General features: G+C 56.2%; 27 protein-coding genes, 1 tRNA gene and 1 pseudogene. 20 read left to right on the top strand and 9 right to left on the bottom strand.

The annotated features are described in order from the left end of the window. Positions 1–10 precede the first annotated feature (10 nt). On the bottom strand, positions 11–1471 hold the full coding sequence (gene pepD, locus AC2FJC_RS14170) for a beta-Ala-His dipeptidase (RefSeq protein WP_496739983.1): 1461 nt from the start codon (positions 1469–1471) through the stop codon (positions 11–13). Positions 1472–1535: 64 nt separating this feature from the next. Continuing rightward, positions 1536–2837 (bottom strand): annotated as a pseudogene (locus AC2FJC_RS14175) (purine-cytosine permease family protein). Between the two features lie 174 nt (positions 2838–3011). Here AC2FJC_RS14175 and AC2FJC_RS14180 point away from each other — a divergent pair. Continuing rightward, the gene (locus AC2FJC_RS14180) at positions 3012–3578 is read left to right on the top strand and encodes a TetR/AcrR family transcriptional regulator (RefSeq protein ID WP_496739984.1); all 567 of its coding nucleotides are present in this window, start codon (positions 3012–3014) and stop codon (positions 3576–3578) included. Between the two features lie 725 nt (positions 3579–4303). Here the strand turns inward: AC2FJC_RS14180 and AC2FJC_RS14185 are convergent. Further along, a tRNA-Ser gene (locus tag AC2FJC_RS14185) sits at positions 4304–4393 on the bottom strand. Between the two features lie 123 nt (positions 4394–4516). Between AC2FJC_RS14185 and AC2FJC_RS14190 the strand changes: the two genes are divergently transcribed. The 10 genes from AC2FJC_RS14190 to AC2FJC_RS14235 all read left to right on the top strand — a co-directional run bounded on the left by AC2FJC_RS14190 (position 4517) and on the right by AC2FJC_RS14235 (position 12462). Further along, positions 4517–5359 (top strand): DUF2059 domain-containing protein, encoded by an 843-nt coding sequence (locus AC2FJC_RS14190; protein ID WP_496739985.1) that lies wholly within the window; start codon positions 4517–4519, stop codon positions 5357–5359. Then, positions 5359–6159: a DUF2059 domain-containing protein gene (locus AC2FJC_RS14195; RefSeq protein WP_496739986.1), complete on the top strand. Its 801-nt coding sequence runs from the start codon at positions 5359–5361 to the stop codon at positions 6157–6159. The genes AC2FJC_RS14190 and AC2FJC_RS14195 overlap by 1 nt, the downstream gene beginning before the upstream one ends. Positions 6160–6367: 208 nt before the next feature. Then, positions 6368–6985, top strand: a complete 618-nt coding sequence (locus AC2FJC_RS14200; protein ID WP_496739987.1) for a 50S ribosomal protein L21 — start codon at positions 6368–6370, stop codon at positions 6983–6985. Between the two features lie 11 nt (positions 6986–6996). Continuing rightward, the gene (gene rpmA, locus AC2FJC_RS14205; protein WP_058271644.1) at positions 6997–7266 is read left to right on the top strand and encodes a 50S ribosomal protein L27; all 270 of its coding nucleotides are present in this window, start codon (positions 6997–6999) and stop codon (positions 7264–7266) included. Positions 7267–7350: 84 nt separating this feature from the next. Beyond that, complete coding sequence (locus AC2FJC_RS14210; RefSeq protein ID WP_496722846.1) at positions 7351–7851, top strand: GNAT family N-acetyltransferase; 501 nt, start codon at positions 7351–7353, stop codon at positions 7849–7851. After that, a complete protein-coding gene (locus tag AC2FJC_RS14215) occupies positions 7848–8456 on the top strand; it encodes a LysE family translocator (protein ID WP_496722849.1) in 609 nt (202 codons plus the stop codon). The genes AC2FJC_RS14210 and AC2FJC_RS14215 overlap by 4 nt, the downstream gene beginning before the upstream one ends. Then, positions 8453–8989 carry a GNAT family N-acetyltransferase gene (locus AC2FJC_RS14220; protein WP_496739988.1) on the top strand — a complete coding sequence of 179 codons (537 nt, stop codon included), beginning with the start codon at positions 8453–8455 and terminating at the stop codon, positions 8987–8989. The genes AC2FJC_RS14215 and AC2FJC_RS14220 overlap by 4 nt, the downstream gene beginning before the upstream one ends. A gap of 37 nt (positions 8990–9026) precedes the next feature. After that, on the top strand, positions 9027–10061 hold the full coding sequence (gene obgE / locus AC2FJC_RS14225; protein WP_496739989.1) for a GTPase ObgE: 1035 nt from the start codon (positions 9027–9029) through the stop codon (positions 10059–10061). Continuing rightward, positions 10049–11155 (top strand): glutamate 5-kinase, encoded by a 1107-nt coding sequence (gene proB / locus AC2FJC_RS14230; protein ID WP_496739990.1) that lies wholly within the window; start codon positions 10049–10051, stop codon positions 11153–11155. Before obgE ends, proB begins: the two co-directional genes overlap by 13 nt. Before the next feature lie 44 nt (positions 11156–11199). After that, the gene (locus tag AC2FJC_RS14235; RefSeq protein ID WP_496739991.1) at positions 11200–12462 is read left to right on the top strand and encodes a glutamate-5-semialdehyde dehydrogenase; all 1263 of its coding nucleotides are present in this window, start codon (positions 11200–11202) and stop codon (positions 12460–12462) included. On the opposite strand, the gene AC2FJC_RS14240 is transcribed toward AC2FJC_RS14235, so the two are convergent. Continuing rightward, positions 12459–13055, bottom strand: a complete 597-nt coding sequence (locus AC2FJC_RS14240) for a histidine phosphotransferase family protein (RefSeq protein WP_496739992.1) — start codon at positions 13053–13055, stop codon at positions 12459–12461. The genes AC2FJC_RS14235 and AC2FJC_RS14240 overlap by 4 nt on opposite strands. A 44-nt stretch (positions 13056–13099) precedes the next feature. Here AC2FJC_RS14240 and AC2FJC_RS14245 point away from each other — a divergent pair, with 44 nt between their 5' ends. The 5 genes from AC2FJC_RS14245 to tsf all read left to right on the top strand — a co-directional run bounded on the left by AC2FJC_RS14245 (position 13100) and on the right by tsf (position 16899). Beyond that, positions 13100–13282 (top strand): DUF3553 domain-containing protein, encoded by a 183-nt coding sequence (locus AC2FJC_RS14245; RefSeq protein ID WP_058271637.1) that lies wholly within the window; start codon positions 13100–13102, stop codon positions 13280–13282. A gap of 98 nt (positions 13283–13380) precedes the next feature. Next, positions 13381–14136 carry an L-ornithine N(alpha)-acyltransferase gene (gene olsB / locus AC2FJC_RS14250; RefSeq protein ID WP_496740007.1) on the top strand — a complete coding sequence of 252 codons (756 nt, stop codon included), beginning with the start codon at positions 13381–13383 and terminating at the stop codon, positions 14134–14136. A gap of 4 nt (positions 14137–14140) precedes the next feature. Then, complete coding sequence (gene olsA / locus AC2FJC_RS14255) at positions 14141–14977, top strand: lyso-ornithine lipid O-acyltransferase (protein ID WP_496739993.1); 837 nt, start codon at positions 14141–14143, stop codon at positions 14975–14977. Positions 14978–15143: 166 nt separating this feature from the next. After that, positions 15144–15947: a 30S ribosomal protein S2 gene (gene rpsB / locus AC2FJC_RS14260; protein WP_058271914.1), complete on the top strand. Its 804-nt coding sequence runs from the start codon at positions 15144–15146 to the stop codon at positions 15945–15947. Positions 15948–16023: 76 nt separating this feature from the next. Further along, positions 16024–16899, top strand: coding sequence for a translation elongation factor Ts (tsf, locus tag AC2FJC_RS14265; protein ID WP_170557331.1), 876 nt, complete (start codon positions 16024–16026; stop codon positions 16897–16899). Positions 16900–17268: 369 nt separating this feature from the next. Here tsf and AC2FJC_RS14270 read toward each other — a convergent pair whose 3' ends face one another. The 3 genes from AC2FJC_RS14270 to AC2FJC_RS14280 all read right to left on the bottom strand — a co-directional run bounded on the left by AC2FJC_RS14270 (position 17269) and on the right by AC2FJC_RS14280 (position 19598). Continuing rightward, complete coding sequence (locus tag AC2FJC_RS14270) at positions 17269–18024, bottom strand: helix-turn-helix transcriptional regulator (protein WP_496739994.1); 756 nt, start codon at positions 18022–18024, stop codon at positions 17269–17271. Further along, the gene (gene aroQ, locus AC2FJC_RS14275) at positions 18021–18470 is read right to left on the bottom strand and encodes a type II 3-dehydroquinate dehydratase (RefSeq protein WP_109311496.1); all 450 of its coding nucleotides are present in this window, start codon (positions 18468–18470) and stop codon (positions 18021–18023) included. Before aroQ ends, AC2FJC_RS14270 begins: the two co-directional genes overlap by 4 nt. Positions 18471–18596: 126 nt before the next feature. Continuing rightward, positions 18597–19598, bottom strand: coding sequence for an NADPH:quinone oxidoreductase family protein (locus AC2FJC_RS14280; RefSeq protein WP_496739995.1), 1002 nt, complete (start codon positions 19596–19598; stop codon positions 18597–18599). 134 nt (positions 19599–19732) lie between these two features. Here AC2FJC_RS14280 and AC2FJC_RS14285 point away from each other — a divergent pair, with 134 nt between their 5' ends. Further along, positions 19733–20551 (top strand): SDR family oxidoreductase, encoded by an 819-nt coding sequence (locus AC2FJC_RS14285; RefSeq protein WP_496739996.1) that lies wholly within the window; start codon positions 19733–19735, stop codon positions 20549–20551. 23 nt (positions 20552–20574) lie between these two features. Beyond that, a complete protein-coding gene (locus AC2FJC_RS14290) occupies positions 20575–21600 on the top strand; it encodes a phosphotransferase family protein (protein WP_496739997.1) in 1026 nt (341 codons plus the stop codon). An 8-nt stretch (positions 21601–21608) separates the two neighbouring features. Here the strand turns inward: AC2FJC_RS14290 and AC2FJC_RS14295 are convergent, their stop codons facing one another. Further along, positions 21609–22217 carry a 2-hydroxychromene-2-carboxylate isomerase gene (locus tag AC2FJC_RS14295; RefSeq protein ID WP_496739998.1) on the bottom strand — a complete coding sequence of 203 codons (609 nt, stop codon included), beginning with the start codon at positions 22215–22217 and terminating at the stop codon, positions 21609–21611. Between the two features lie 196 nt (positions 22218–22413). On the opposite strand from AC2FJC_RS14295, the gene AC2FJC_RS14300 reads away from it, so the two are divergent. Continuing rightward, positions 22414–23643 (top strand): serine hydrolase domain-containing protein, encoded by a 1230-nt coding sequence (locus AC2FJC_RS14300; RefSeq protein ID WP_496739999.1) that lies wholly within the window; start codon positions 22414–22416, stop codon positions 23641–23643. A gap of 49 nt (positions 23644–23692) precedes the next feature. Further along, on the top strand, positions 23693–24562 hold the full coding sequence (locus tag AC2FJC_RS14305; RefSeq protein ID WP_058271627.1) for an acyl-CoA thioesterase: 870 nt from the start codon (positions 23693–23695) through the stop codon (positions 24560–24562). Here AC2FJC_RS14305 and AC2FJC_RS14310 read toward each other — a convergent pair. Continuing rightward, positions 24559–25326 (bottom strand): SDR family oxidoreductase, encoded by a 768-nt coding sequence (locus AC2FJC_RS14310; RefSeq protein WP_496740000.1) that lies wholly within the window; start codon positions 25324–25326, stop codon positions 24559–24561. The two genes, AC2FJC_RS14305 and AC2FJC_RS14310, sit on opposite strands and share 4 nt — an antisense overlap. Positions 25327–25528 lie beyond the last annotated feature (202 nt).

A 25528-nucleotide genomic window follows, 5' to 3' on the forward strand; every position in this document is an offset into this window, starting at 1 on the left:
TTAGAGTTCCTTATGCTGAAGGGAGTGTGGCAAGCGTTCTTTGCAGAACTGCCCAGACTTTCTGGACCGAGCTGATCTGCACTCGTTCATCGGTGGAATGAGCGCCCTGAATGTTTGGCCCGTACGAGATCATTTCGGTGGCCGGGAAGGTCTGAGACAGAATGCCGGTTTCCAACCCGGCATGAATTGCGATCATTCCGGGCTTCTCGCCTTGCTGGGAGTGGTAGGCGTCCGACATGAAATGCAACAGCGCGCTATCGGCCTGGGGTTCCCATCCCGGCGCGTCATTGGCCGTCCAGATTTGCGCCCCGGTTCCACCGACGCTGTCTTTCACCTGTTCAATGACCTTTGGTTTGTGGGCTTCGACGCAGCTACGGGCGAGGCAGGTGACCTGAAACCGGCCTTTTTCCGCGACGGCGATAGACAGGTTGTTGGAGGTCTCGACCAGATCGGGCACGTCGTCGCTCATCGAATGGACGCCGCTGTTCACCCGGCCAATTGCAGCCAGAAACTCGGCCTGGAACGCAGGGGTAAAGCCGCGCTCGGCAGTCTCATGTACCCGGTTGCACCGAATGCGGGCATCGGGTTCGCGAGGCACGAACGGTGCCACAAGATCCGGCAAGCCGTGAATAGCCTCCTGCAACGCAGTCTCACTGCCTAGGGTAACCGCAAAATGGGCCTTGGCACGGCGCGGGATGACGTTGGCCACGCCTTCGCCGCCGAACCACGTGACCGTCAAGGGCACGGCTGCGTTAAGTCGAACCAGTGCCTCTGCCAGAACCTTGATGGCGTTCATGCGACCCAGATGGATGTCGAGGCCGGAATGTCCGCCGAGGCCACCCCGCACCTGAATCTCGTAGAGATGCGCATCACCATTCAGCGGCTGCTGATCATATCGGCCCTCGGCCAGGATATCGACGGCACCGGCGCACCCAATGGTCAACTCGTGATCGCTCTCCATATCCAGATTGATCAGATAGGGCGCAGTCAACTGGTCGGCTGTCACCGCCTCGGCTCCGCTCATGCCGACCTCTTCGTCGACGGTGAACAAAGCCTCAATCGCCGGATGCGCCATCTGGGACGAGGCCAGAACGGCCATTGTCAGGGCGACGCCGATACCGTTGTCCGCCCCCAATGTCGTACCCCGAGCGGTCAGCCAGTCGCCGTCCACCACCAATTCAATGGGATCGCAGTCAAAGTCGAAACCACGCCCTTCTTCCTGCTCCTGCACCATATCCAGATGGCATTGCAGAGCGACCGTCGGGCGATCTTCCATCCCACGGGTCGCGGGTTTGCGGATGATCACGTTGCCGGTGGCATCGACACGGGTATCCAGATCCAACGCCAGACCAAATCCGCGGACAAAAGCGACCGCCCGCTCTTCCTTGCCTGATCCGCGCGGGATCTGGCTGAGACCTTCGAAGTGCCGCCAGACGGCGTAGGGCATCAGCCCTGAAAGGGACGTGGGCATTGTCATTGCTCCTTGAAAAGGCCCGCGCGAGGCGCAGCAGCCGCGCACGGGCAGTCGGGGAGGGTTAACCTGTTTTGCGCAGAGCCTTCGCCAACACGAAGTACAGCACTGCTGTGGCGACCAACGCATCGATCGCGGACAGGCCGGTCAGCGTCAGATAACCATTTTGCGTGACGTAGCCGAGTACCGAGCCTGCGGCCCACGCGATCAATGCTGGCCAACCGATAGCCGGAGTGCTTTCCAGCTTGTTCAGGCCATAGTCCCGGTCATTGACCAGGAAGAAGTCGACGGCATAGACGCCGACCAGCGGTGTCACGCAAACCCCGATAAACAGCAGGAAGTCCGAGAAATAACTGGCGAACCCGCCCACGGCGGCAATGGTTGCGATGATCGCGCCGAAGACAGTGATCTTCCAGCTTGGGGTCTTGGTTGCGAATGTCGACAGCGTCAGGGTCGAGGAATAGAGGTTGGTGATGTTCGTCGACCAAGTGGCGAAAACCAGAACGAACAAAGCGGCACAGACCACACCCATTCCAGCCATGATAAGGATCAGGTCGGATTCACCAGTGCGAACCGCAGGGATCGCCGCCATCAGGGCAACCATAGGGAAAGTGAAGCCAAGTCCCACAGCTGATGCAATCAGACTTTCCCGGTCGTTAGGGCAATACCGCGTGAAATCCGGCATCAGCACAGCTGCAATCACGAACAGGCCGATCACAGTCGAGATCAGCGAAATCTCACTTTCGGTTGTTGCCGTGCGGGTCCAGTCCAGCGCGCTGTCGGCATTGCCGGTGGCTTGGAACGCGACTTAGATCATGAACGCCGCCAGCAACGGTACCGAGAAACGCGAGAATTTCTCGATCATCTGAAAGCCAAAGATCGTTGTGATCGTCATCAGGACCGAACCAATAAAGGTCGCGACTTTCACGTTGAAGTCGATGTTGAGCATTGTCTTGAGGGCTTGCGAAATCGCCACGCCGAACTCTTCGCAGGTCACCGCGTACCAACCCAACAGGATCAGGGCCATCAACAGGTTCACCAGCTTTGCGCCGGTCTGACCAAACGAGAATTGCAGGATCATGTAGGTCGACAGGCGCGAACGTGCACCGACGATTCCCGAAAAGATCGAAATGATCGCGACAATCCAGCTGCCAACCCAGAAGGCAAAGTTGGCGCTGCCCAGTCCATTATCTTGAGCCAGCCAAGAGCTGTAGGCCAGCACCGGAAGCGTGATGCCGATTGCACATTGGATAACTGCGATCTGGATGCCGCGTGTATTCACGTCCGCCGGAACCGGTTCGCGGGTGTAATCTTCGGTGAGTTTTTCGAGGCGCGACACCTCAAGCTGAATATCCGAATTTGACATCTGTCCCTCCCTATTGGCCCGGCTTCTTACGCGTGGCTCTATTCCCTAATACCATTAGCCTAACATAATTAGGTTACGTATCCTAACGAAATTAGGTACCGTGGCGAAGCGCTCTGCCCACAGGCGCGACCCGTTTGAAGCGGATATTCAAAAGAAACAGACGAAAAGTTGATTATGATTCAGAAGAAAAACTCCAAAGATCATATACTTGATGTTGTTGAACGCCTGTGTGCCGAGGTGGGCCCCCAGCGACTGCAGCATGCCTTGATCGCCAAAGAGTTGGGGATCAAACCACCTTCTCTTTACGCCCATTTTTCGAGTATGCAGGCGATACTCGAAGCAGTGACGCGCCGAGGCTTAGGCCAAATTCTTCTGTGTTACGACAACGTGGACGAATCACTTGGCGCAATGCAAGCGCTGAACTTCATTCAAGGTCGTCAGGTCGATTTGTTGGTTCAACGCCCTGGCATTGCGCGGCTTGTCTTACTGGACCTCAGTCAGCCCGGCGGCACTGAGGCGATTGGCTGGCAGACACCCGAAATTGTACGCATAACAGAAATCGAACGAGAGCTGTTTCAAAGGGCTGTAGCAGACGGAGACCTCCCGGATGAAGATTTCTTTCTGTGGTTCAGCCAGCGCATGGGTGCACTCTATGTGTCATTGTCATATGAATGGCTTCGTCTCGGTGCTTTGGACCCTGAACGAATTGAAATGCTGAAACACAGTCTGGCACAAAAGTAACACGTTAGGTCGGGTTCAGCGGAACTTAAGCAGGTTAGAGCGTTTGGGTGATTTGAATGCAGGCGAACCGGTCCGGATGGATGGCCCCATCGCAGCATCCAGCAGTTTCAAATGACAACAGCAAGATGCGGAGGGTACTTAGCCTTTGGTAAGGGTCTACAAGAGTACAGTCGTTCTCTACCGCTGGTGTTCCCAAAAGTCCTTACTTAACCTGACAGTATGATTAGATCGAGTATTGCAAGTGATCCAAACACCAGTGTCGCCCGGGACTTCGACGGATTTCTCAACCGCAACATTGGAGACGGAAGGTTCGTATGGGCGGATACATTTGAGACGGACATAGGGCTTTCGCTCGAACAAATAACAACAAAGATCTTCCGTAGTGGGTTCGAAGACATCATTACTGGCACGGTCGATTTGCGCGTTAGGGTTCAAGAGTGGGCGCGCGGAGTTGGCTATCCCATCAAATTTTAAGGAAAGAACCCATTCGGCATGTGCGGATGTTTGGAATCTGCGCTGCCTTCGCGGCCATCGAGGTCTGCGGTGCCCCATGGCGACTACCGATGCTCTCGCGCCAAGATTTGAACCCAAGAAATGGCATAGTTGGTGCAAACGAAACCCGAAATGTTGTCATAGTATGACATGTTGCGGCAGCGCAAAGTGGTTTAACGGCGTCCCTCGTGGGAGCAGAAAGCATGGGAATATCTTTTATTTTTGATAGGTAGTGGCGGAGAGACAGGGATTCGAACCCTGGGTGGGCTTGCACCCACAACGGTTTTCGAGACCGCCCCGTTCGACCACTCCGGCACCTCTCCGCGGGGGTCTGTGAGGGGGGGATTTAGTGAGGAACGCGCGGGGGTGCAAGCAGAAAATTCCTGAAAATGACAAAGGCGGGATTTTCCGTTGCCTGACGCGGTATTTCCCCTAGGCTCATAGGTATGACATATCCTTTACGCCAAACTATCCTACCGCTATTCGCCGCCGTTCTGTTCGTGATTTCCGGGTCGCAGCAAGCATTTGCTGTCGGACGGGATCGGATCGAAGCCTTTTTGACAACAACCGGGTTCGACGTTGCACTTGAAAGCATCGCTCTGGCCTCGGCCTCAGCCCCGGAAATGTTGGGGATCGATCCTGATGGGTTTGGGTCCGACTGGACACGCCTGACCGAAGAGGTCTTTGATACCGAGGACATGCGCGAAACAGCCGTGTCTATTCTGGAACAAACGCTGAGCGATGAGGCGCTAACCCATGCGGTCGAGTTCTATGCATCCGACCTTGGGCAACGGCTGGTCGAGTCCGAGAATGCATCGCACATGGTTGAAGATGACGATGCCAAACAACTTGAAGGGCAGAAAATCGTCTCGGACCTGATCAAGAATGGATCGAAAAGGGTCGAAAATCTGAAACGCATGAACAATGCAATTGATTCCAGCGGGACGGCATTGCGTGCGCTGCAGGAAATTCAGGTGCGCTTTTTGCTCGCTGCCAGCGCCTCGGGGGTGATCGACTTGCAACTGGGCGCGGATGAGCTGCGTCAGATGATGAAGCGCAATGAGACCGGCATGCGTCAGGCTTTGCAGCTGTCCGCACTTGCCGGGGCAGCCTATACCTATCAGGACTTCTCGGATTCTGAGGTCGTCGCCTATGCTGAGGCTTTGGAGCAGCCTTTGATGCAAGAAGTCTATGAGCTGCTGAATGCCATCCAATACGAAATCATGGCCATGAAGTTTGAAAATCTGGCCGCGCGTATGGCGGAACTACATCCGGCCCAGGATATCTGATGCGCCTGATCGCTGCTTGTTTCGCCGTGTTGCTGTCAGCCATGCCGCTTGCGGCGTCCGAGTTGGTTGAACGCCTCATGCAGGCGCTTCAAATGGAACAGGTCGTCGATATCCTGCGTGACGAAGGGTTGGCTCAGGCGAAAGGCCTGAACGACACTTTTCTGGGTGGTGAAGGCGGGCCGCTCTTCGATGATCAGGTGGACCAGATTTATGATCCGGAGTGGATGCAGGAACAGATCTCTGGTACCTTCGAGACCAGCCTGACAGCCAGCCAGATAGATCGCGCGATCCTGTTCTTTGAAAGTGATGTCGGGCAAACCGTTATCACACTGGAAAACTCGGCCAGAAAGGCTTTCGCAGATGAAACCATCAAGGACATGGCGCGCGAAAACTATCTGAACGGGGCAGGCGGCACTCAGCTCTATCGGCTGATCGGCGAGTACATTGAAGTCAACGACCTGATCGAAAAGAACGTGCAAAGCTCGCTTAGTTCGGATTACAACTTTTTTCGCGGTCTCAGCGCGGATAACGGAACCAGCTCGGAAGATATTCTGGCGCAGCTCTTGTCGGACAAGGACAGTCTTGCCGAAGAAAACCGCATCTGGTTGTATTCCTTCCTTCTGGTGGCCTATCAACCGCTTGATGAGGCTCAGATGCGCGAGAATATTGCTTTTTCCAGAACTGAGACCGGACGCGCCGTAAACGAAGCCTTTTTCGGCGGTTTCGATAAGATGTATGACCAGATCTATTTTCAACTGGGTCAGGCCGTCTCACGGGCGCTTACCGCATCAGATCTTTGACCGCGCATTTGATGTTGACTTTGCCGACCAATCTATGGATAAGCGCGCATCCCGGCCGGTTTTCCGCGCCGGGTGTCGTTATTATTGACCCCAGGGCTTTGTCCCACGGGTCGTCACACAGCCCGAAAAGGGCGCGCTGTTCGAGGTGGCGAAAGCCAAAAACGCCCGGTCGGGGACCATAGAACGCGATTAGACAAAGGAAAGACGCATGTTTGCGGTCCTCAAGACTGGCGGCAAGCAGTACAAAGTTCAGGCGGGCGATATCCTCCGCGTTGAAAAATTGGCTGCCGACGCAGGTGAAACAGTTCAATTCAACGATGTTCTGATGCTGGGCGGCGACGCTCCGGTTGTTGGTGCACCGTTCGTCGATGGTGCCGGCGTTCAAGCCGAAGTGATCGAACAAATCAAAGGTGACAAGGTCATCAAGTTCGTCAAGCGCCGTCGTAAGCACAGCTCGAAGCGTACCGTTGGCCACCGTCAGAAGCTGACTCTGGTCAAAATCACCGACATCCTGTCGTCGGGCGCTGACAAGTCGGGCATCAAGGTTGCAACCGGTTCGGCTCCGGCTGGCGAAGCTGCTCCGGCGGCGAAAAAGCCTGCCAAGAAAGCTGAAGCCAAAGCAGAGGCACCTGCCGCTGCTGCTGCCGCTGACGATCTGACCAAGCTGAACGGTGTCGGCCCTGCCGCTGCCAAGAAGCTGAATGAGGCCGGTATCGAGAGCTTTGCCGCTCTGGCCGCCTTGTCGGACGAGCAGATTGCTGCTATCGAAACGGTCAAAGTGAAACCCGAATGGGTTGAGCAGGCCAAAGATCTGGCTAAAGGCTAAGGAGAGACAGAATGGCACATAAAAAAGCTGGCGGTTCCTCCCGTAACGGTCGCGACTCAGCTGGTCGCCGCCTTGGCGTAAAACTGTATGGTGGCCAGGCCGCCATTTCAGGCAACATCATCGTGCGTCAGCGCGGCACAAAGTTCTGGCCGGGCGAAGGCGTAGGCATGGGCAAAGATCACACCATCTTTGCAACTGTGGATGGCGCCGTGAAGTTCCACAAGGGACTGAAAAACCGCACCTTTATTTCGGTCCTGCCAGTGGCGGAGGCCGCAGAGTAAGCCGAAACCCAGAAGGTTTAAGAAAATTTCATGGGGGACCGGCAGAAAGTGCCGGTCCCCTTTCTCGTTTTCAGGAGCGGTCCCATGACCGAAGTGATAAAAACAGAGCGTCTTGTCTTACGTCGGTTTCGGCGTGAGGACTCGTCGCGTCTTGTCACTCTTCTGAACGATCTGGACGTGGTGCGCTGGTTGACGGTTGTACCGCACCCCTATGAGAACGCGCATTCGACCGAATTTGTGGACGAGATGGCTGCCGAGCATGATGCCTTTGCCATTACTCGGGAAGAGAACCTTATCGGCTGCATCTCGACCGGATCACAGCTGGGGTATTGGGTTGCCAAAGCGTTCTGGGGGCAAGGTTATGTGACCGAAGCCTCCCGCGCGATGATTTCGAGGTTCTTTGCGGCTGATCAGCAGAAACTGACCTCGGGTTATCATGTCGGCAACGAACGGTCCAAGGCGGTTCTGTCCAAACTTGGGTTCAAACCAAATGGCCAGCATCGTGCGACGGTGCAGTCGACCAACGAAGATGTGATAATTCAGGACGTTCTGCTGCGTCGTGCGGGCTGGGAGGCGATGCAATGACCGTTGCAACCACCAGTTTCCTAATCTTCGCAGCCTCTCAGGTCGGAACGCCCGGTCCCGCCAATATGGTCCTGCTGGGTACAGGTGCACGCTATGGGTTTCGGGCGGCTCTGCCGTTTGTGGCCGGTGTGATCCTGGGCAAACAGCTGATCATCTGGCCCGTTGGTTTTGGTCTGTTGCAACTCGCAGATCAGGCACCGATTGTCTTTACGGTCCTGAAATACGCCTCGGCGGCGTATATCTGCTGGTTGGCTTGGAAGATCGCCAATCTGCGTCTTTCGCGCAGTGAAACTGTCGGAGACGTGCCCGGTTTTTGGGCGGGGCTGATCGTTCATCCCCTTAACCCGAAGGCTTGGGCCATGATCATAGCCGGATTTACCGGGTTCGTTGCGGTTGGCACCCCCAGCTTTAACGCGACGTTCACGATCGCTCTCTGTTTATTGCTTTGCCAGATGGTTTTACACCCGATCTGGACATTTGCCGGAGATAGAATTGCCCACGTGGTTGAAGGTCGGCCCGTGGAAAAATATCTGATGTGGACGTTAGCGAGTCTCACTGTTGCGTCCGTATTTTTTGTGTTGTTCGGAGGAGGAACGCACTCATGAAACTCGAGACAATAATAAACCAGCCGGTCATCGAAACCGAGCGGTTCGATCTGCGCCCATTGCGCCGTTCGGATTTGGGTCTCATTGAACATTATGCAGGTGATGAGCGCGTGGCGCGCATGACCACCAGTATCGCACATCCGCTGGCACCGGGTTCCACCGAGGCGTTTATCACGCGCTCGATGGCCGAAGACCGCGACGAGGACGTTTGGGTCATGGACGCCACCAAGGATGGCGGGCCAGAGTTGATCGGTCTGATTTCGCTGAAACGGCTGGACCGGAACCAATCCGAGGTCGGCTATTGGGTCGCGCCGATTTTCTGGAACACGGGTGTTGCCTCTTTGGCGGTTGAGGCGTTGGTCAATGTCAACCCGTTGGAGAACGCGACAATGTTCGCCAGCGTGTTTCAGGACAATCCGGCCTCTGCCCGGGTTCTGACCCATTGTGGGTTCCAGTATCTGGGTGACGCCGAAAGTTACTCGGTGGCGCGCGATGCGAATGTGCCCACCTGGACATATAGTAAAAAACTCTGACTTGTGGCCGATGGGGCCTTTGCAGTAGGGGACACACATGAAATTTCTCGATCTTGCAAAGGTCTACATCCGGTCAGGGGCCGGCGGTGGCGGGTGCGTCAGTTTTCGGCGTGAAAAGTACATTGAATACGGCGGTCCCGATGGCGGTGACGGCGGTAAGGGCGGGTCTGTCTGGGCCGAGGTTGTGGACGGGCTGAACACCCTGATCGACTTCCGCTATCAGCAGCATTTCTTTGCCAAAAACGGCCAGCCCGGTCGTGGTCAGCAGCGTACAGGCAAGGATGGTGACGAAATCATCCTGCGCGTGCCTGTCGGAACTGAGATTCTGGACGAGGACGAAGAGACCGTCATCTGCGACCTGACAGAGGTTGGGCAGCGTGTTCTGCTGGCCAAGGGCGGCAATGGTGGCTTTGGCAACCTGCACTTCAAATCGGCCACAAACCAAGCTCCGCGCCGCGCTAACCCGGGGCAAGCGGGGATCGACCGCACGATCTGGCTGCGACTGAAGCTGATCGCGGATGTGGGTTTGTTGGGCATGCCCAATGCCGGTAAATCGACGTTTCTGGCCGCGACATCAAACGCGCGACCCAAGATTGCTGACTATCCGTTCACAACCCTGCATCCCAATCTTGGTGTTGTTGGTGTCGACAATGTGGAATTTGTCGTCGCGGATATTCCAGGTCTGATCGAAGGCGCCCATGAGGGGCGTGGGATCGGTGATCGGTTCCTTGGTCACGTGGAACGTTGCGCCGTTCTGCTGCATCTGGTCGATGGTACGTCGGAAACCGTGGCCGAGGACTATCGGACGATCATTCATGAGCTTGAAGCCTACGGTGGTGAGCTGGCAGAAAAGCCGCGCATTACCGTTCTGAACAAGGTCGACGCGCTGGACGACGAAGAATTGGCGCTGAAAAAGGCCGAGTTAGAAGAGGCCGTTGGCGGACCCGTCATGACGATGTCGGGTGTAGCGCATCTGGGGGTGACCGAAGTGTTGCGCGCTTTGCGTGCGCAGATCGACGAAAACCGCCTGCGACAAAAACCCGTTGAGGAGACCAAGTCTTGGCAACCCTGACCGCAGCACGCCGATTGGTGGTCAAAATCGGCTCTGCCTTGCTGGTGGACCGCGATACCGGGTTGCTGAGGTCGGATTGGCTGCACTCACTGGCCCAAGACGTGGCCTGGCTCAAAGGGCAGGGGACTGACGTCATTTTGGTCTCGTCGGGCTCGATTGCGTTGGGACGCGGCGTTTTGGGCCTGCCCATGGCGGATTTGCCGTTGGAACAATCTCAAGCCGCCGCTGCTGTTGGCCAAATTCGGCTGGCGCGGGCCTATGAAGAGGCTTTGACGCCGCACAAAATCACAACCGCGCAAGTTCTGGTAACGCTGGAAGACAGCGAAGACCGGCGGCGGTATCTGAACTCTCGCGCGACGCTGGAAACGCTGCTGAGTTTGGGCGTGGTTCCGATTGTCAACGAAAACGATACAGTTGCCACAGATGAGATCCGGTATGGCGACAATGATCGCCTTGCGGCGCAGATCGCGGTGACGGTTGGGGCCGATCAATTGATCCTGTTGTCGGATGTCGACGGATTCTACACCGGAAACCCAAGTGAAGACGAAAACGCCAAGCGTTTCGATGTGATTGAGACCATCACGCCCGAGATCGAGGAAATGGCAGGCGATGCCGGATCCGGACTATCCAAAGGCGGAATGAAGACCAAGCTGCTGGCCGCCAAGATGGCAACTGCTGCCGGTTGCGATATGGCGATCACCGAAGGTTCGACGCTGAACCCGTTGAAATCGCTTGAAGAAGGTGCCAATTGCACATGGTTCACGGCAACTCTGGACCCGCATGCCGCGCGCAAACGCTGGATCTCGGCCATGAAACCGCGTGGTGAAATCGTGGTCGATGCAGGCGCGGCAAGGGCGTTGGGCAATGGTAAAAGCCTGTTGCCCGCTGGAATCGTTGAAGTCACAGGCGACTTTGGACGCGGTGACCCAGTTGCGATTATGGACCCGCAGGCACGACGGCTGGCACAGGGGCTCAGCCGATACACTGCGCAAGAGGCAGATGCGATCAAGGGACGAAAGTCCTCGGAAATCGAAGAGACGTTGGGCTATCCGGGCCGCGCCGTCCTGATCCACCGAGATGATTTGGCGCTGTAACGGCGCGATGTTAAAACGCAAAGACCGACCGAAAGGCACCTGAGATGAAGGATTTCGACAACATTCCCGCCCTGATGGCCGATCTTGGAAAACGCGCCAAAGCGGCCTCGGCCGATTTGGCCTTTGCAAGCGCCGAGCGTAAACATGCCGCCCTAATTGCTGCAGCTGACGCTGTTTGGGCCAACCGCGCAGATATCATTGAGGCCAACAAGAAAGACCTGGAGTTTGGGCGTGAAAAGGGCTTGAGCCCGGCGATGATGGACCGGCTGATGCTGGATGATGCGCGCATTCAGGGCATGGTTGATGGCCTGCGCACGGTCGCGGATCAGGCAGACCCCGTGGGCGAGGTTCTGACCGAATGGGACATGGCCTCGGGCCTGAACATCCAGCGTGTTCGCACGCCTCTGGGCGTGATTGGAGTGATCTACGAAAGCCGTCCGAATGTGACGGCGGATGCAGGCGCATTGTGCCTGAAGTCGGGGAACGCGGTGATCCTGCGTGGCGGCTCGGAAAGTTTCCATTCCTCAACCGCCATTCACGCCTGTCTGGTCCAAGGGCTAAAGGCTGCAAACTTGCCAGAAGACGCCATTCAACTTGTGCCCACGAGAGACCGCGCCGCAGTGCAAGAGCTGCTGACCCTGACCGATTGTGTGGACGTCATCGTTCCGCGTGGCGGAAAAGGTCTGGTGGGGTTGGTTCAGCGCGAAGCACGCGTGCCCGTCTTTGCGCACTTGGAAGGTATCGTGCACATTTATGTCGACAAGGCTGCAGACCCCCAAAAAACGCTGGACGTCGTGCTGAACGCCAAAACCCGGCGCACTGGGATTTGCGGTGCTGCCGAGTGCTTGCTGATCCATCAGGATGTGGCTGAAACACTCGGCCGGGATATCATATCCGCCTTGCTTGTGGCGGGCGTCGAAATCCATGCGGAAGGCGCGTTGGCCCTGGACGGCACCATTGCGGCCACGGGCGACGACTGGGGCAAGGAATTCCTCGACAGCATCATCGCGGCCAAGCCGGTGGCTGATATCGATGCAGCGATTTCGCATATCCGCCAGTTCGGTTCGAACCACACCGATTGCATCATGACCGAGGATGCCGACGCTGCTGCCCGGTTCTTTGAACGGCTGGACAGTGCGATTCTGATGCACAATGCCTCAACCCAGTTTGCCGATGGTGGCGAGTTCGGAATGGGGGCCGAGATCGGAATCGCAACCGGCAAAATGCATGCGCGCGGCCCGGTCGGGGCCGCTCAGCTGACGAGCTTCAAATATCTTGTCCGCGGAAACGGGACCGTCCGGTCTTAAAACCGGATGGCGACGCGGGTTGAGGTGGTTTCTGCCGCAACCCGCCGCCCCATGGACGCGGCCGTTTGCGGAAGTAGCGCGAATTGCACCTGCGCTGGCGTCACCTTGTTCGCAAATTGGCCTTTGGGCAGGTTCTTCCAAAGATCAGCCTCTATATTCAGCTTGTCCGCCACACCGGTCACCGTCCAACTGCCGCCGTTGTTTGCCACAGTGACATCGCCTCCCATCGGCATCGCACTTTCGCAACACATCAGGGCCAGAAAGGCGAGCTTGACTTGATTGCGGGGCATGGCATCGGTCACGTGCCAGTTTACACGCACACGACCAACGCTTTCGACGTCTTTCAACAGCTCTGTGACCTCAGCCCGACCCAACGGTTGATCGCTGGCCGACCCAAAGGCGACGCGAAAGAACCTGATCTTTGCTCCGGCACTTCCGACGCTGCCCGAGATCAGCTCCATCTCGGGGCCCTGCATGGTTCCGACCATCTCAAGCAGTTCCAGCCCGTTGTTTATTGCGCCAATGGGACTGATCAGATCGTGACAAATTCGCGACCCGATCAGTTCGGCCAGATTGACGTTGGTGTCGCCCATGCGTACCTCTCCTGTTGTATTTGCCGCCGGACCGGAGCCCGATCATGACAGACCTCAATGCCATACTTGCACCGGGCATGTATGTCCGCCACCCCGATTTCCCCGACTGGGGCGTCGGACAGGTGCAGTCCAACATTGGGGGCAAGATCACCGTGAATTTCCAAGAACAGGGAAAAGTGGTGATTGACGGAACCCGCATCGCCCTGACGCCCGTCTTTGATCCGTGAAACTGGTTTAAGAATGGTTAACGATGGGCCACCGCCGTGCTGGTTGCCATTTGACCGAAAACTGCGGTATCAGCGCGCAAACAAAAGCGGAATACCCGATGCCGGATGCAGGCCCTTCTTTCACTGTCAAACTTGCCGAATCCGAGGCCGAACTGCGCGCAGCCCAGAGGCTGCGATATGACGTATTCGTCCGCGAATTGGGCGGCGGCGGCAAGATGGTGGACCACGAGGCGGGGTTAGAGCAGGACCAGTTCGATCCATATTTTGATCACATGCTGGCCTATGATGACACCACTAGCGAAGTTGTGGGCGTTTACAGGCTGTTACCGGGTGAACGAGCCATCGAATTAGGGCAGTTTTATTCCGAGGATGAATACGACCTGACCGTGCTGAAACAAAGCGGCCGGAAATTGTTGGAGCTTGGACGTTCCTGCCTTCACCCGGACTATCGGGGCGGAACGGCGATGTACCACCTATGGAATGGTCTGGCGGGCTATGTGGCCGAGCGCGAGATTGAGGTTCTGTTCGGGGTCGCCAGCTTCCACGGCATCAATGTACAGGAGCTGGCCCAGCCTTTGTCGATGTTGCACCACAATCATCTGGCCCCGCCGGACCTGCGGGTCAGGGCGCAACCCGATGTGTTTCAGAGCATGGACCTTGTCGCGCCGGATGCGCTGGATCGCCGTGGGGCGATGGTACAGGTTCCCGCGCTGATCAAGGCGTACCTGCGGCTGGGTGGCTTTGTGGGCGAGGGGGCGTTTATCGATCACGCGTTCAACACAACAGATGTTTGCCTGATCCTCGACACGGCGCGCATGAACGAGCGCCAGCGGCGTATCTACGGCGGAGCCTGATCCAGTGAACGATCCGCTTTGGGACAGTGACGACGCGCCAGACCCGATTGAATTGGGAATTCTGGGCTGGGTTTTGGTGATCTTGCGCGGCCTTCCCTTGGCACTGCTGGTTTTTGGCGGGCTGCTCGTTTTGTTGACCGTTCGCCTGATCGAGCGCCCGCTGTTTGGGTTACGGCGTCCGATCACCCCGTTCATCGCGCAGTTTGTCTGTCGCAATGCCCTCCGGCTTCTTGGCATCGGCTTTCGCACCTCCGGCGAATTGATGCGCGAACGCGGCGCTGTGGTCGCGAACCACACATCATGGCTCGACATCTTTGCGCTGAACGCCCGTAAGCGGGTGTACTTCGTGTCCAAGGCCGAGGTGGCCAAATGGCCGGGTATCGGCTGGCTGGCCCGCGCCACGGGCACGGTGTTTATCGAACGTGACCGCAAGAAAGCCCGCGAACAGACCTTGATCTTTGAAGAGCGCTTGAAAGTCGGGCATAAGCTGTTGTTTTTTCCTGAGGGCACTTCGACCGATGGTCTTCGTGTTTTACCTTTTAAAACAACACTTTTCGCCGCGTTCTTCTCGGATGAATTGCGGGACTTTATGTATGTTCAGCCTGTATCCGTAGTCTTTCACGCGCCCAAAGGGCAGCCTGACAGGTTCTATGGCTGGTGGGGCGATATGGATTTTGCCCCGCACCTTCTCAAGACCTTGGGTGCGCGTCGGCAGGGTACGGTGGAATTGATTTACCACGTTCCAGCCAAAGTCAGCGATTTTGCCGACCGCAAGGCGTTGGCCGCACATTGCGAAGAGGCAGTGCGCCACGCGCATGCAATTGCGCGGCTTGAAAAATAAGGCCATTTGCCACTTGCACAGGACGAATTCCTACCGTATACGCGCGCCATTAAAACCCGCAGGCGGGGTTTGGGCTATTTGAGGGAGACATCCTTATCTGGCCCGCCGGTTGGAGCATCCGCTTCTTTCACCCCCGCCCAGGCGTAAACCGGAAAAGGAAAATAGCATGGCTCTTCCCGAGTTCACCATGCGTCAGCTGCTGGAAGCTGGCGTTCACTTTGGTCACCAGACACAGCGTTGGAATCCCCGCATGGGCCCGTTCATCTACGGCTCGCGCAATGGCATCCACATCATGGACCTGACCCAGACCGTTCCGATGCTGGACCAGGCTCTGCAGGCCGTTCGTGACACCGTTGCAAAAGGTGGCCGCGTTCTGTTCGTTGGTACCAAGCGTCAGGCAGCTCAGCCGATCGCAGAAGCCGCTGAAAAGTCGGCTCAGTACTACATGAACCACCGCTGGCTGGGCGGCACGCTGACCAACTGGAAAACTGTTTCCCAGTCGATCAACCGTCTGAACCAGATTGACGAAGCCATGGAATCGGGCGCCGAAGGCCTGACCAAAAAAGAGCGTCTGGGCATGGAACGTGACCAGGGCAAACTGCAGGCATCGCTGGGCGGTATCCGCGAGATGGGCGGCGTTCCCGATCTGCTGTTCGTCATCGACGTCAAAAAAGAAGCACTGGCCATCGCCGAAGCCAACAAGCTGGGTATCCCGGTTGTGGCAATTGTCGACACCAACTGCTCGCCCGATGGTGTTGATTACATCATCCCCGGCAACGACGACGCAGCGCGCGCAATCTCTCTGTATTGCGATCTGGTTGCTCGTGCCGCTCTGGACGGTATGACCGCTCAGATGGGTGCTGCAGGCGTTGACCTGGGCGCATTCGAAGAAGCACCGGTTGAAGAAGTCGTTGCTGAAGAAGCACCCGTTGCAGAAGAAGCCACGCCGGAAGCCAAAGCCGAAGCGTAAGCTGCCCGTCACGTAATTGACATATGGGGCAGGGCAGACCTGCCCCAATTCCGTTTGAATTGAGGAGAGCCAAAAGATGGCAATCACAGCAGCAATGGTTAAAGAACTGCGCGACTCGACCGGCGCAGGCATGATGGACGCAAAGAAAGCGCTGACCGAAACCGGCGGCAACATGGACGAAGCCGTTGATTGGCTGCGTACCAAGGGTCTGGCAAAGGCGGCCAAGAAATCCGGCCGTACCGCGGCTGAAGGTCTGGTTGCAGTTCACGTCAACGGTGGCAACGGTGTTGCTGTCGAAGTGAACTCGGAAACCGACTTCGTCGCGAAAAACGCTGACTTCCAAGAAATGGTTGGCAAGATTGCTTACGCTGCCGAAGGCGTAGACAATGTCGAAGCATTGCTGGCGGCTGATCTGGGCGGCAAAAGCGTTGCAGACACCCTGACCGACAAGATCGCCACTATTGGCGAAAACATGTCGGTGCGTCGCATGGCCAAACTGTCGGGCGACACCGTTGTGTCCTACGTCCACAACGCGGCCACCAACGGCATGGGTAAAATCGGCGTTCTGGTTGCTCTGTCCGGTGGTGACGAAGCGATCGGCAAGCAGGTTGCTATGCACATCGCAGCTGTGAACCCAGCGGCCTTGTCTGAGGCCGACATGGATCCGGCTGTTGTCGAGAAAGAAAAGCAGGTTCAGATGGACATCGCCCGCGAATCCGGCAAGCCGGAGCAGGTGATCGAAAAGATGATCGAAGGCCGTATGAAGAAATTCGTGGCTGAAGCGACACTGTTGAACCAGTCTTTTGTTGTGAATCCTGACCTGACCGTTGAAGCAGCGGCCAAGGAAGCGGGCGCAACCATCACCGGCTTTATCCGTCTGGAAGTTGGCGAAGGCATCGTAGTCGAAAAGGAAGACTTCGCAGCCGAAGTTGCCAAGGCCGCACAAGGCTAAGTCTGGCAGAGGCCCTTGAATGGGCCTCACCCTGAACAGAATAGAAACCGGCTACTTTCCAGTAGTCGGTTTTTTTGCGCCTTCCGGCGTAGGAACAGATCATACACTACTTTTGGAAGGATTGAGGGGCCCCGCAGATGGGGATGGTCGAGGCCCCCCAAAATTCCGACTAAGAGACGCGGACAAATAGACGCCTTTATGTCAGAGCGACCGGAGAGCTTTGTTATTGCAAAGATCCGATCAAAACGTTCCCAGGCTAAAGCCACCACTCACGGAACAATTTCACTTTGCAACTGGGGCTCAGATTCGGGAAGTCATGTTTTCCTTACCCTACGTAAATTGACGCAATTTAGCGTCAAAAAGAACACATCACGCTTCCATGATGAACATCTGATTTTGCAGGGATGCTTTGAGCACGGCTTGCGCTGTTGTTTCGACAGACAGAGACTCTCGGGCAAGCCTCAAATGCTTCTCAACGGTAGCCGACGTCAGCCCCATCAAAAGCGCTATGTCCTGGGTTGTCTTCCCATCGCCAACCCATTCCAGCGCCTCGAGTTGACGTTTCGTCAAAGCGCGATTGGGGGTGTTGTAGGGCAGGGTGAGTATCTTCAGATGCGCGACATTGTTCATCAACAAGATGTCATCGCCATGTTCCGCCCAGATAGCGTCGACCTCATCCTGACTTGTGGCATCACCAGCCGAAAGAGAGATCGCCCCCTTGGACCGCATAGACACCGAGGTGAAACTGACAGTGTATCCCGCCACAACGCCTTTTGACCGATTGAACTCGTATACCTGGCGTTCCTGCGCGGTCATCGTGCCGTCAGAATTCATATCTTGAATCATTCTCCAACTGGCCGCGCCTTCATTGTGCAGCGCCCATTTCAGCATTGGCGCATGAAAGTACAGCCCGTCGCGCACGAAACCATCGATGTACTCTTTGCCATGGTTCGTGAGGATGGTGAAGTCTTCAGGGTCACCCAAAGACGTCTCGGTCCTGTAACGTGTATAGCCGTACAGCAGACGGTCGAACCCGAAATTTGCCATCTGGCGACAATGAGCGTCCCAAAGCTCCTCCAGAGTTTTGACGTAGCTGAGGAAATTCAGATACTCATCCAGCTTCATACGGACCCCTCATTCTGCAGATGAGCCGACAACCCATCCAGCGCCATCACATAGCTCTGCAGCCCAAAGCCGCAGATCTGTCCCAACGCAACCGGCGCTACATAGGATTTGTGCCGGAAGGGCTCGCGCGCATGTATGTTCGACAGGTGAACCTCAACAACCGGCAGCTCGACCGAGGATATCGCGTCCATCAAAGCGACCGAGGTGTGGGTATACGCGCCGGCGTTCAGAACGATCCCGTCCTGATTGCCTTTGGCCGCATGGATCGCGTCAATCAGCACACCTTCGTGATTTGATTGCAGGTGCGATACATCCAACCCGATCGACGCGCCGTGGCTTACACAGGTTTCTTCGACCATTTTCAGCGTTGTACGGCCATAAACCTCGGGTTGTCGTGTGCCCAGCAAGTTCAGGTTCGGACCGTTCAAAATCAGAACTTTATGCATTCATTCTCCGTCCCATTACTGGTTGATAGACGTGAATAGGTATGGATGTCCACCAACCTGCGCACTCATCAGGCGAGTGTCGCGCATCGGACACCATCAAATCTTGAACTGAGCGTCGAAAACCAGTCAGGTTTCGGGCATCGTTATCACAACTTTACCAAGAACGGTGCGGTCGTTCAGCAATGTCAGTGCCTCGCTTGCTTCCGCCAACGGAAACCGTTCGCTGATTTGCGGTTTTATCTGAGATTTGGCATATAAGTCTAACAATTCCCTGACATTTTCGGCATGGCCTTTGGGATCCCGATAGACCGAAGCCCCCCAGAACACGCCAACGACCTGGCAGCCCTTCAACAATGGTAGATTGAGTGGGATTTTGGGTATTCCGGCCGGAAACCCGACAACAAGGAACCGGCCATTCCACGCCATGCTGCGCAGCGCTGGTTCGGCATAATCCCCACCAACGGCATCATAGACGACATCCACGCCATTTGCGCCCGCTATAGCCTTGATTTCACCGGAGAATGCTTTTTGCGCATCGCGGTCCATCTGACGGGAATATTCGATTGTGTCGTCCGCCCCGATTTGACGGCAAAAATCCGCCTTTTCCTGAGAAGATACGGCCGCTATGACACGCGCCCCCATCGCCTTGCCCAGCTCAATGGCCGCGCTACCGACACCACCTGCGGCACCCAGCACCAAAAGCGTTTCACCAGGCTGCAACGCGGCACGGTCTTTCAGCGCGTGGTAGGACGTGCCGTAGGTGAAAATGAAGCATGCGGCGTCATCGAATGGCATCGATGTAGGGAATTTCACGGCTGTGGCCGCCTTGACCGTCAATTGCGTGGCAAAACCGCCATATCCGGTCAGCGCCAAAACCTTGTCCCCAACCTCGAACCCGGTTACGCCTTCGCCAACGCCCAATACCTCACCTGCGATTTCCCCACCCGGGGCAAATGGTCTGGGTGGTTTAATCTGATACAGGTCCTGGATCATCAACGTATCGGGGAAATTGACGCCGGCAGCCTTGACCCCGATCAGCAACTCTCCCTTTCCTGGCACCGGGTCGGGCAGGGTCGTAAGTTCCAATGTATCCGGTCCGCCCGGCGCGACGCTGAGTAACGCTTGCATAATGACTGTCTTGTCCTTGTTATTCGGTTGAGAGGACCTTTGGCGCAGCGGTGAATGTTGTCAAGAATTCCGCTGGGTGCAAATCTCGCCGAAAGTAGCCACCTGTGCCACAATTCAAAACCGAGGAGCAGACCATGACCCCTGAAACCTTATTTTCGCTGCAGGGAAAAACCGCACTGGTGACAGGCGGTGCCACCGGCATTGGCCGGATGGCTGCGGAATCGCTTGTGAGGGCAGGGGCACGCGTGCTGATCGCGTCGCGTAAGGGGGAAGCCTGTGAAGCCGTCGCGGCCGAGTTGAACGCTCTGGACGCGCCCGGCAGCGCCGAAGGTTTCAGCGGCGATGTCGGGACGGAAGAAGGCGTTCTGGCCATGGTCGATGAAGTCAAGACTCGCACGGATAGCCTTGATATTCTGATGAATAATGCGGGTATCTCTTGGGGTTCGCCGCTGGGACAGTTTCCCTATCACGCGTGGGAAAAGGTCAATTCCGTCAATGTCGCTGGTCTGTTCGAACTGACGCAGCGCCTGTTGCCGATGCTGATGAAGTCCGGAACACCGGACGATCCGGCGCGCGTCGTCAACGTTGGATCAGTAATGGGTGAGGTACCGATGGGCGACGGTGCTTACAGCTATTCCGCGTCCAAAGCCGCCGTGCTCCACTTGACCAAAATCCTAGCCAAGGAATTGTCGCCCTATCACGTCACTGTTAACGCACTTGCGCCGGGGCCATTTGTGTCACGGATGACAGCCTTTGCGACGGCAGACGAGGGGACACGCGAAAAGGTTGGCAAGACCGTACCGCTGGGCCGTGTGGGTCGCGACGAAGATATCGCCGGGTGTATGTTGTTCCTGTGCGGGCGTGGCGGCAGCTATGTGACCGGCGCCGTCATCCCTGTTTCTGGGGGCCTAAACGTGGTGACCGCCGGCAATCTCTTCGCCGAAGCGCTGTAGAGCCAGGAGCATAGTTGTTGGAAATGCATGAAAAATCTCAACTCAACCTGACAGCGCTAGATACTTATCTCAGCGAAAAATTAGACGGTTACACAGGTCCGCTGGAAGCGACGAAATTCGCGATTGGACAATCCAACCCAACTTTCGAACTGCGCACACCGTACAAGACTTATGTGCTGCGCCGTAAACCGCCAGGCGTTTTGCTGAAGTCAGCCCATGCTGTGGAACGCGAGTTTCGCGTTCAAAGCGCACTGGCCGATAGCGCGGTTCCAGTCCCTCGGATGATGCTTTTATGTGAGGATGACAACGTCATCGGCTCGGCGTTCTACGTCATGGAGCGGCTGCAGGGGCATGTATTCCTTGAGCCGACCATGGACGAGACTGACAACGCGACCCGCAGTGGTGTTTTCGACGAAATGAACCGCGTGCTGGCCGATTTGCATGACGTCGATGTGGACGCAGTAGGCCTGTCCGACTATGGCCCGCCCGGTAATTACTTTGAGCGCCAAATTACCCGATGGACCAAGCAGTATCGCGCATCCGAGACAACGACCATCCCCGAAATGGATGCGCTTGTTTCCGCTCTTGAGGGGTCCATTCCGGATGATGACGGTCAGCGCACTTTGGTGCATGGTGATTACCGCATCGACAATCTGATGTTCGAACAGAACGGTTCGCGCTGCATTGGCGTTCTGGATTGGGAGCTGTCGACGATCGGGCACCCTTACGCAGATCTGGCAGCGGTTATCATGCAGTGGCAACTGCCCCCCGGAAACGAGGGGCGCGGGTTGGCAGGCGTCGACCGCCAAGCCCTGGGAATACCGTCAGATCAAGAGTTTATCGGGCGATATTGCCAACGTCGCGGCTTACCTGGGATTGAAAATTTCGGGTTCTACCTAGCGTTCAATTTCTTCCGAATGGCCGGAATTCTGCAGGGTGTGTACAAGCGCGCATTGGACGGCAACGCGTCTGATCCCAAACGCGCGCAGGTATTTGGGGCTTATGTTCCGGTGTTTGCAAAACACGGGCTTGAAGCACTGAATTCGTAGTTCGGCCGTCAGTCCGGCGCTTTGGAAAGCTCTAGCCTCAGATTGCCAAGGCTGTTCTTGCCAAAAAACATCTCGGTACCCACAAACATTGTGGGCACTCCGAATACGCCTCGTTTTACGGCGGCCTTGGATTGTTCTTTGAGCCGCTGTTTTATTTCGGCACCCGTCATGGCCTCGCGGATTTTGCGCGCGGGAAGTTTGTTTTCGTGCATGATATCCATCAGCACACCCAGTTCATCGACTTTCTGGCCATGTACCCAGATCGCATCATATATCGCGTCTATATATTTGGATTCCCAGGATTTACCGGAGGCAAATACAGCACCACGCATGGCAAATTTGGTGTTCACCGGGAAATGCGGGCTCATATGAAAACTTAATCCGCGTCTGCGGGCAAAGCGATGAAGATCATGGGTCAGATAGGCCGTTTTCTGGCGGTTTTCCGAAAATGCCTCGAACGGGTTCTGATTATGCGTCGCCTTGAATATCGTGGGCAGTAACACGGGCACATAGCTTACCTGCGTGCCATTTTGTTCCGCCAGTTCGGGCAAGACCTTGTGGGCCAGAAATGCATTTGGGCTGCAGAAATCGAAAATGAAATCTATGGTCTGCGTCATTGTCTAAACTCCGATACGACGATCTGTGAAATGAACTCTGAACCACCGGACGAATCTGTAACGCGACCAGTGTACAGGCGGGAAGGCTGGCGCGCACTGGCCATTGGTCACGATGTAGGAAATCAGGAATTCCTCTGTTAATTCAGTGCGTCACCGGTCAAGATCAACGAAACCGCCGAGGAGGTTCGAGAAACCCATGCGCAGCCAGACCACCCTTGATCCTGCCCGCCTGAACCGCATACGGGACTGGATGCAGCGCTATGTAGATGAGCGCAAATACGCGGGCAGTTCATTACTATTGACCCACCACGGGTCCGAGGCGTTTTTTCACGCCTGTGGCCTCAGAAATGTCGAGAAGGACCTGCCGTTTCAGCGCGATACGCTCGTTCGGATCTATTCTATGACGAAACCCATCACCTCGGTCGCGGTGATGATGCTGGCCGAGCGTGGGTTGTTCCACCTCGACGCGCAACTCTCTGAATTCCTGCCTGAATTTGCTTCAATGCAGGCTCTTGTCCCCGGGGCGGAGAGGCTAATTCATACCGAAGATGCACCATCCCCGACACTGCATCAGCTTCTGACACATACAAGCGGATTCAGTTATCCGTTCAATCCCGGTGTTCTCCCGGCGGCAATGGATGCACGGAAGCTAATTTTTAGCCCAAATCAAGGGCCTTTGAAGGACAGGATTAGCGCACTGGCACAACTGCCATTGGCATTCCAGCCCGGAACCCGTTGGGAATATTCAGTTTCCACTGATGTGTTGGGCCGCGTAATTGAGGTTGTGTCCGGCAAATCCTTGGATCAGTTCTTCGAGCAAGAGATCTTTGAGCCGCTTGGGATGGTCGAGACCGGATTTTCTGTGCCCAAAGGGGCAGGGGATCGGTTCGCGTCTCTCTATACACCGCTGGCTGGGGACGCGATGGCGCTGAATTCGGCCGAGACCGGCGATGACACTCTGCGATTGACGGACGAGGCAGGCGCATCCCCATTTGAAAAGGCGACGACCTTTTCGGGTGGTGGCGGTCTGGTCAGTACGATCGACGACTACGTTAAATTCACCGAGATGATGCGAAACCGGGGGCAGGGAAACGGCCACCGCTTGCTGGGTCCAAAGACAGTCGACTTCACGCTGCAAAACCACTTGCCGGGCGATATCGCCTCGATGGGCCCGCAAAGCTTTGCCGAGCAACCGATGGAAGGCATGGGATTTGGTCTGGCCGGGTCTGTCATCATCAACCCTGGCAGAACCCGAACACCTGGGTCATTAGGTGATTTTAGTTGGGGCGGTATGGCTTCGACATTCTTCTGGATTGACCGCAGCAACGATCTGTCGGCCGTATTCTTCACCCAATTGTCGCCGTCCAGTTCTTACCCGTCCCGGTCCGAGCTAAAGGCGCTGGTAATGGGCGCGTTGGTTGATTGACCCGGATGGCGCTGATACGCCTTTTTCATAGCCAACCGGAGAGTCGCCAATGACCGAAGCAGAACGTGTCCTTCTTGACCTTTTGAACCTCGAGAGGCTCGAAGTTGACCTGTTCCGAGGCACCGGGTCAGGCGGCGAGACTCCGACGCGTATCTTTGGCGGGCAGGTGGTGTCGCAGGCTCTGGCGGCGGCGTACCGTACTGTGGATGATCGGCTGTGCCATTCGCTGCATGCGTACTTTATTCGCCCGGGAGATCCATCTATTCCCGTTATTTATCAAGTTGATAGAGCCCGAGATGGAGGTTCATTTACCACACGGCGCGTGGTCGCGATCCAGCATGGCAAACAGATCTTGAACGTATCGGCCTCGTTCCACATTCAGGATGAAGGCTGGGATCATCACCATGAGATGCCCCAGATGGAGGACCCGGAAAGTTATCCGTCGCGCACTGAACTGCGCAAGAAGTACGTGGATTTGGTACCCAAACACATGCGTGGAGAACTGACACGCGAACGGCCGATCGAGGTCCGTGAGGCCAGCCATCTTGATCCGTTCCATCCTGAAAAATCGGACGATCGAAATCAGGTCTGGTTCCGCATGCCCGGCGCAGCGGGGGCGGATTCTGCCACACAGCAATTGCTGCTGACTTACGCGTCAGACATGTATCTGATGGGATCAGGTATGCGACCGCATGGCCTCAGCTGGTTTACGGGTCAGGTCAATGGGGCCAGCCTGGATCACGCCATGTGGTTCCACGCGCCGATCCATTTTGAAAACTGGCATCTGTATTCGATGGATTCGCCCTGGAGCGGGCGAGGGCGCAACTTCAACCGAGGGTCGATTTATGCACAAGACGGCACTTTGGTTGCGTCGGTCACGCAGGAAGGCCTGATGCGAAAAGCCCAGAAGAAACTTTAATCATCGCCCGTAAACTGTTGATTTAACTTATTCATACCCCTAAGCCAGCTGTCGTAATCGCTGGATTTGTGCCGAATGTAGTCCAACACTTTCGAATGCGGCAGCACCAGAAACTGTTCCGACTCAATGGCTTCAACACAGGCCTGGGCCACGTCTTCAGGCTCTAGCATACCGTCGATAGACGCTACCGAATCCTCAAAGCCGCGTGTCATTTCGGACCGAACCGCTTGCGGACATAGAACGGAAACGCGCAGGCCTTTATGGCTGTATGTCAGCGACAGCCATTCGGCAAAGCCCACGGCGGCGTGTTTAGAAACGCCGTACGGTGCAGCGCCAGGCTGGTTCAAAAGTCCTGCAGCCGAGGCCGTTGTCATGATGTAGCCACCGCCGCGCGCGACCATATGCGGAACGAGATGACGCGCGGTCCAGACATGCGACATGACGTTGATCTTCCAGATCCGCTCCCAGTCTTCATCCGGAACGTCCAGACCACCAAGGGTCAGGATACCAGCATTTGCACAGAACAGATCAATCGGGCCAATCTCATCTTCGACGTGATCAATCAACGCTTTGATACTGGCTTCGTCTGAAACATCGCATGTGACCGCATGCCCGTTGATATCCGTGGCCACGGTATGCGCGGCTTTGGTGTCTATGTCTGCGCATACGACCGTTGCACCTTCGCGCGCGAACCGGGTTGCCAGACCTTTACCGATACCGTTGGCTGCACCGGTGACCACCACAGTCTTGCCATTCAAGTTCATCAGGGGCTCCGAATTGGACGATTTGAATGGCATCGTAAGACATTGGCAATTTTGGGAAAACCGGAAACTGCCAATGCCAATAATTTACCATAATACCGATTATGCGAATCCTCCACCCCCGTTGGGGCACATTCTAAACTGGGTTGCGACAATTCCCCTATCTTGCTGAAAAGCAAGGAGAACAGAAATTGGCCCACACGGA

The organism is Ruegeria sp. CDSB117 (genome assembly GCF_059611005.1).

What these genes read in the sequence shown, in the direction of transcription:
- AC2FJC_RS14240 (WP_496739992.1), bottom strand. Translation starts at nt 13,055, where the DNA reads ATGGGCGACACCAACGTCAATCTGGCCGAACTGATCGGGTCGCGAATT.
- AC2FJC_RS14310 (WP_496740000.1), bottom strand. Translation starts at nt 25,326, where the DNA reads ATGAACTTGAATGGCAAGACTGTGGTGGTCACCGGTGCAGCCAACGGT.
- AC2FJC_RS14195 (WP_496739986.1), top strand. Translation starts at nt 5,359, where the DNA reads ATGCGCCTGATCGCTGCTTGTTTCGCCGTGTTGCTGTCAGCCATGCCG.
- AC2FJC_RS14270 (WP_496739994.1), bottom strand. Translation starts at nt 18,024, where the DNA reads ATGAAGCTGGATGAGTATCTGAATTTCCTCAGCTACGTCAAAACTCTG.
- AC2FJC_RS14290 (WP_496739997.1), top strand. Translation starts at nt 20,575, where the DNA reads ATGCATGAAAAATCTCAACTCAACCTGACAGCGCTAGATACTTATCTC.
- obgE (WP_496739989.1), top strand. Translation starts at nt 9,027, where the DNA reads ATGAAATTTCTCGATCTTGCAAAGGTCTACATCCGGTCAGGGGCCGGC.
- AC2FJC_RS14285 (WP_496739996.1), top strand. Translation starts at nt 19,733, where the DNA reads ATGACCCCTGAAACCTTATTTTCGCTGCAGGGAAAAACCGCACTGGTG.
- olsB (WP_496740007.1), top strand. Translation starts at nt 13,381, where the DNA reads ATGCCGGATGCAGGCCCTTCTTTCACTGTCAAACTTGCCGAATCCGAG.
- AC2FJC_RS14245 (WP_058271637.1), top strand. Translation starts at nt 13,100, where the DNA reads ATGACAGACCTCAATGCCATACTTGCACCGGGCATGTATGTCCGCCAC.
- AC2FJC_RS14280 (WP_496739995.1), bottom strand. Translation starts at nt 19,598, where the DNA reads ATGCAAGCGTTACTCAGCGTCGCGCCGGGCGGACCGGATACATTGGAA.
- AC2FJC_RS14220 (WP_496739988.1), top strand. Translation starts at nt 8,453, where the DNA reads ATGAAACTCGAGACAATAATAAACCAGCCGGTCATCGAAACCGAGCGG.
- AC2FJC_RS14235 (WP_496739991.1), top strand. Translation starts at nt 11,200, where the DNA reads ATGAAGGATTTCGACAACATTCCCGCCCTGATGGCCGATCTTGGAAAA.
- AC2FJC_RS14305 (WP_058271627.1), top strand. Translation starts at nt 23,693, where the DNA reads ATGACCGAAGCAGAACGTGTCCTTCTTGACCTTTTGAACCTCGAGAGG.
- pepD (WP_496739983.1), bottom strand. Translation starts at nt 1,471, where the DNA reads ATGCCCACGTCCCTTTCAGGGCTGATGCCCTACGCCGTCTGGCGGCAC.
- AC2FJC_RS14200 (WP_496739987.1), top strand. Translation starts at nt 6,368, where the DNA reads ATGTTTGCGGTCCTCAAGACTGGCGGCAAGCAGTACAAAGTTCAGGCG.
- AC2FJC_RS14215 (WP_496722849.1), top strand. Translation starts at nt 7,848, where the DNA reads ATGACCGTTGCAACCACCAGTTTCCTAATCTTCGCAGCCTCTCAGGTC.
- AC2FJC_RS14210 (WP_496722846.1), top strand. Translation starts at nt 7,351, where the DNA reads ATGACCGAAGTGATAAAAACAGAGCGTCTTGTCTTACGTCGGTTTCGG.
- AC2FJC_RS14295 (WP_496739998.1), bottom strand. Translation starts at nt 22,217, where the DNA reads ATGACGCAGACCATAGATTTCATTTTCGATTTCTGCAGCCCAAATGCA.
- rpmA (WP_058271644.1), top strand. Translation starts at nt 6,997, where the DNA reads ATGGCACATAAAAAAGCTGGCGGTTCCTCCCGTAACGGTCGCGACTCA.
- aroQ (WP_109311496.1), bottom strand. Translation starts at nt 18,470, where the DNA reads ATGCATAAAGTTCTGATTTTGAACGGTCCGAACCTGAACTTGCTGGGC.
- AC2FJC_RS14190 (WP_496739985.1), top strand. Translation starts at nt 4,517, where the DNA reads ATGACATATCCTTTACGCCAAACTATCCTACCGCTATTCGCCGCCGTT.
- rpsB (WP_058271914.1), top strand. Translation starts at nt 15,144, where the DNA reads ATGGCTCTTCCCGAGTTCACCATGCGTCAGCTGCTGGAAGCTGGCGTT.
- AC2FJC_RS14180 (WP_496739984.1), top strand. Translation starts at nt 3,012, where the DNA reads ATGATTCAGAAGAAAAACTCCAAAGATCATATACTTGATGTTGTTGAA.
- AC2FJC_RS14300 (WP_496739999.1), top strand. Translation starts at nt 22,414, where the DNA reads ATGCGCAGCCAGACCACCCTTGATCCTGCCCGCCTGAACCGCATACGG.
- tsf (WP_170557331.1), top strand. Translation starts at nt 16,024, where the DNA reads ATGGCAATCACAGCAGCAATGGTTAAAGAACTGCGCGACTCGACCGGC.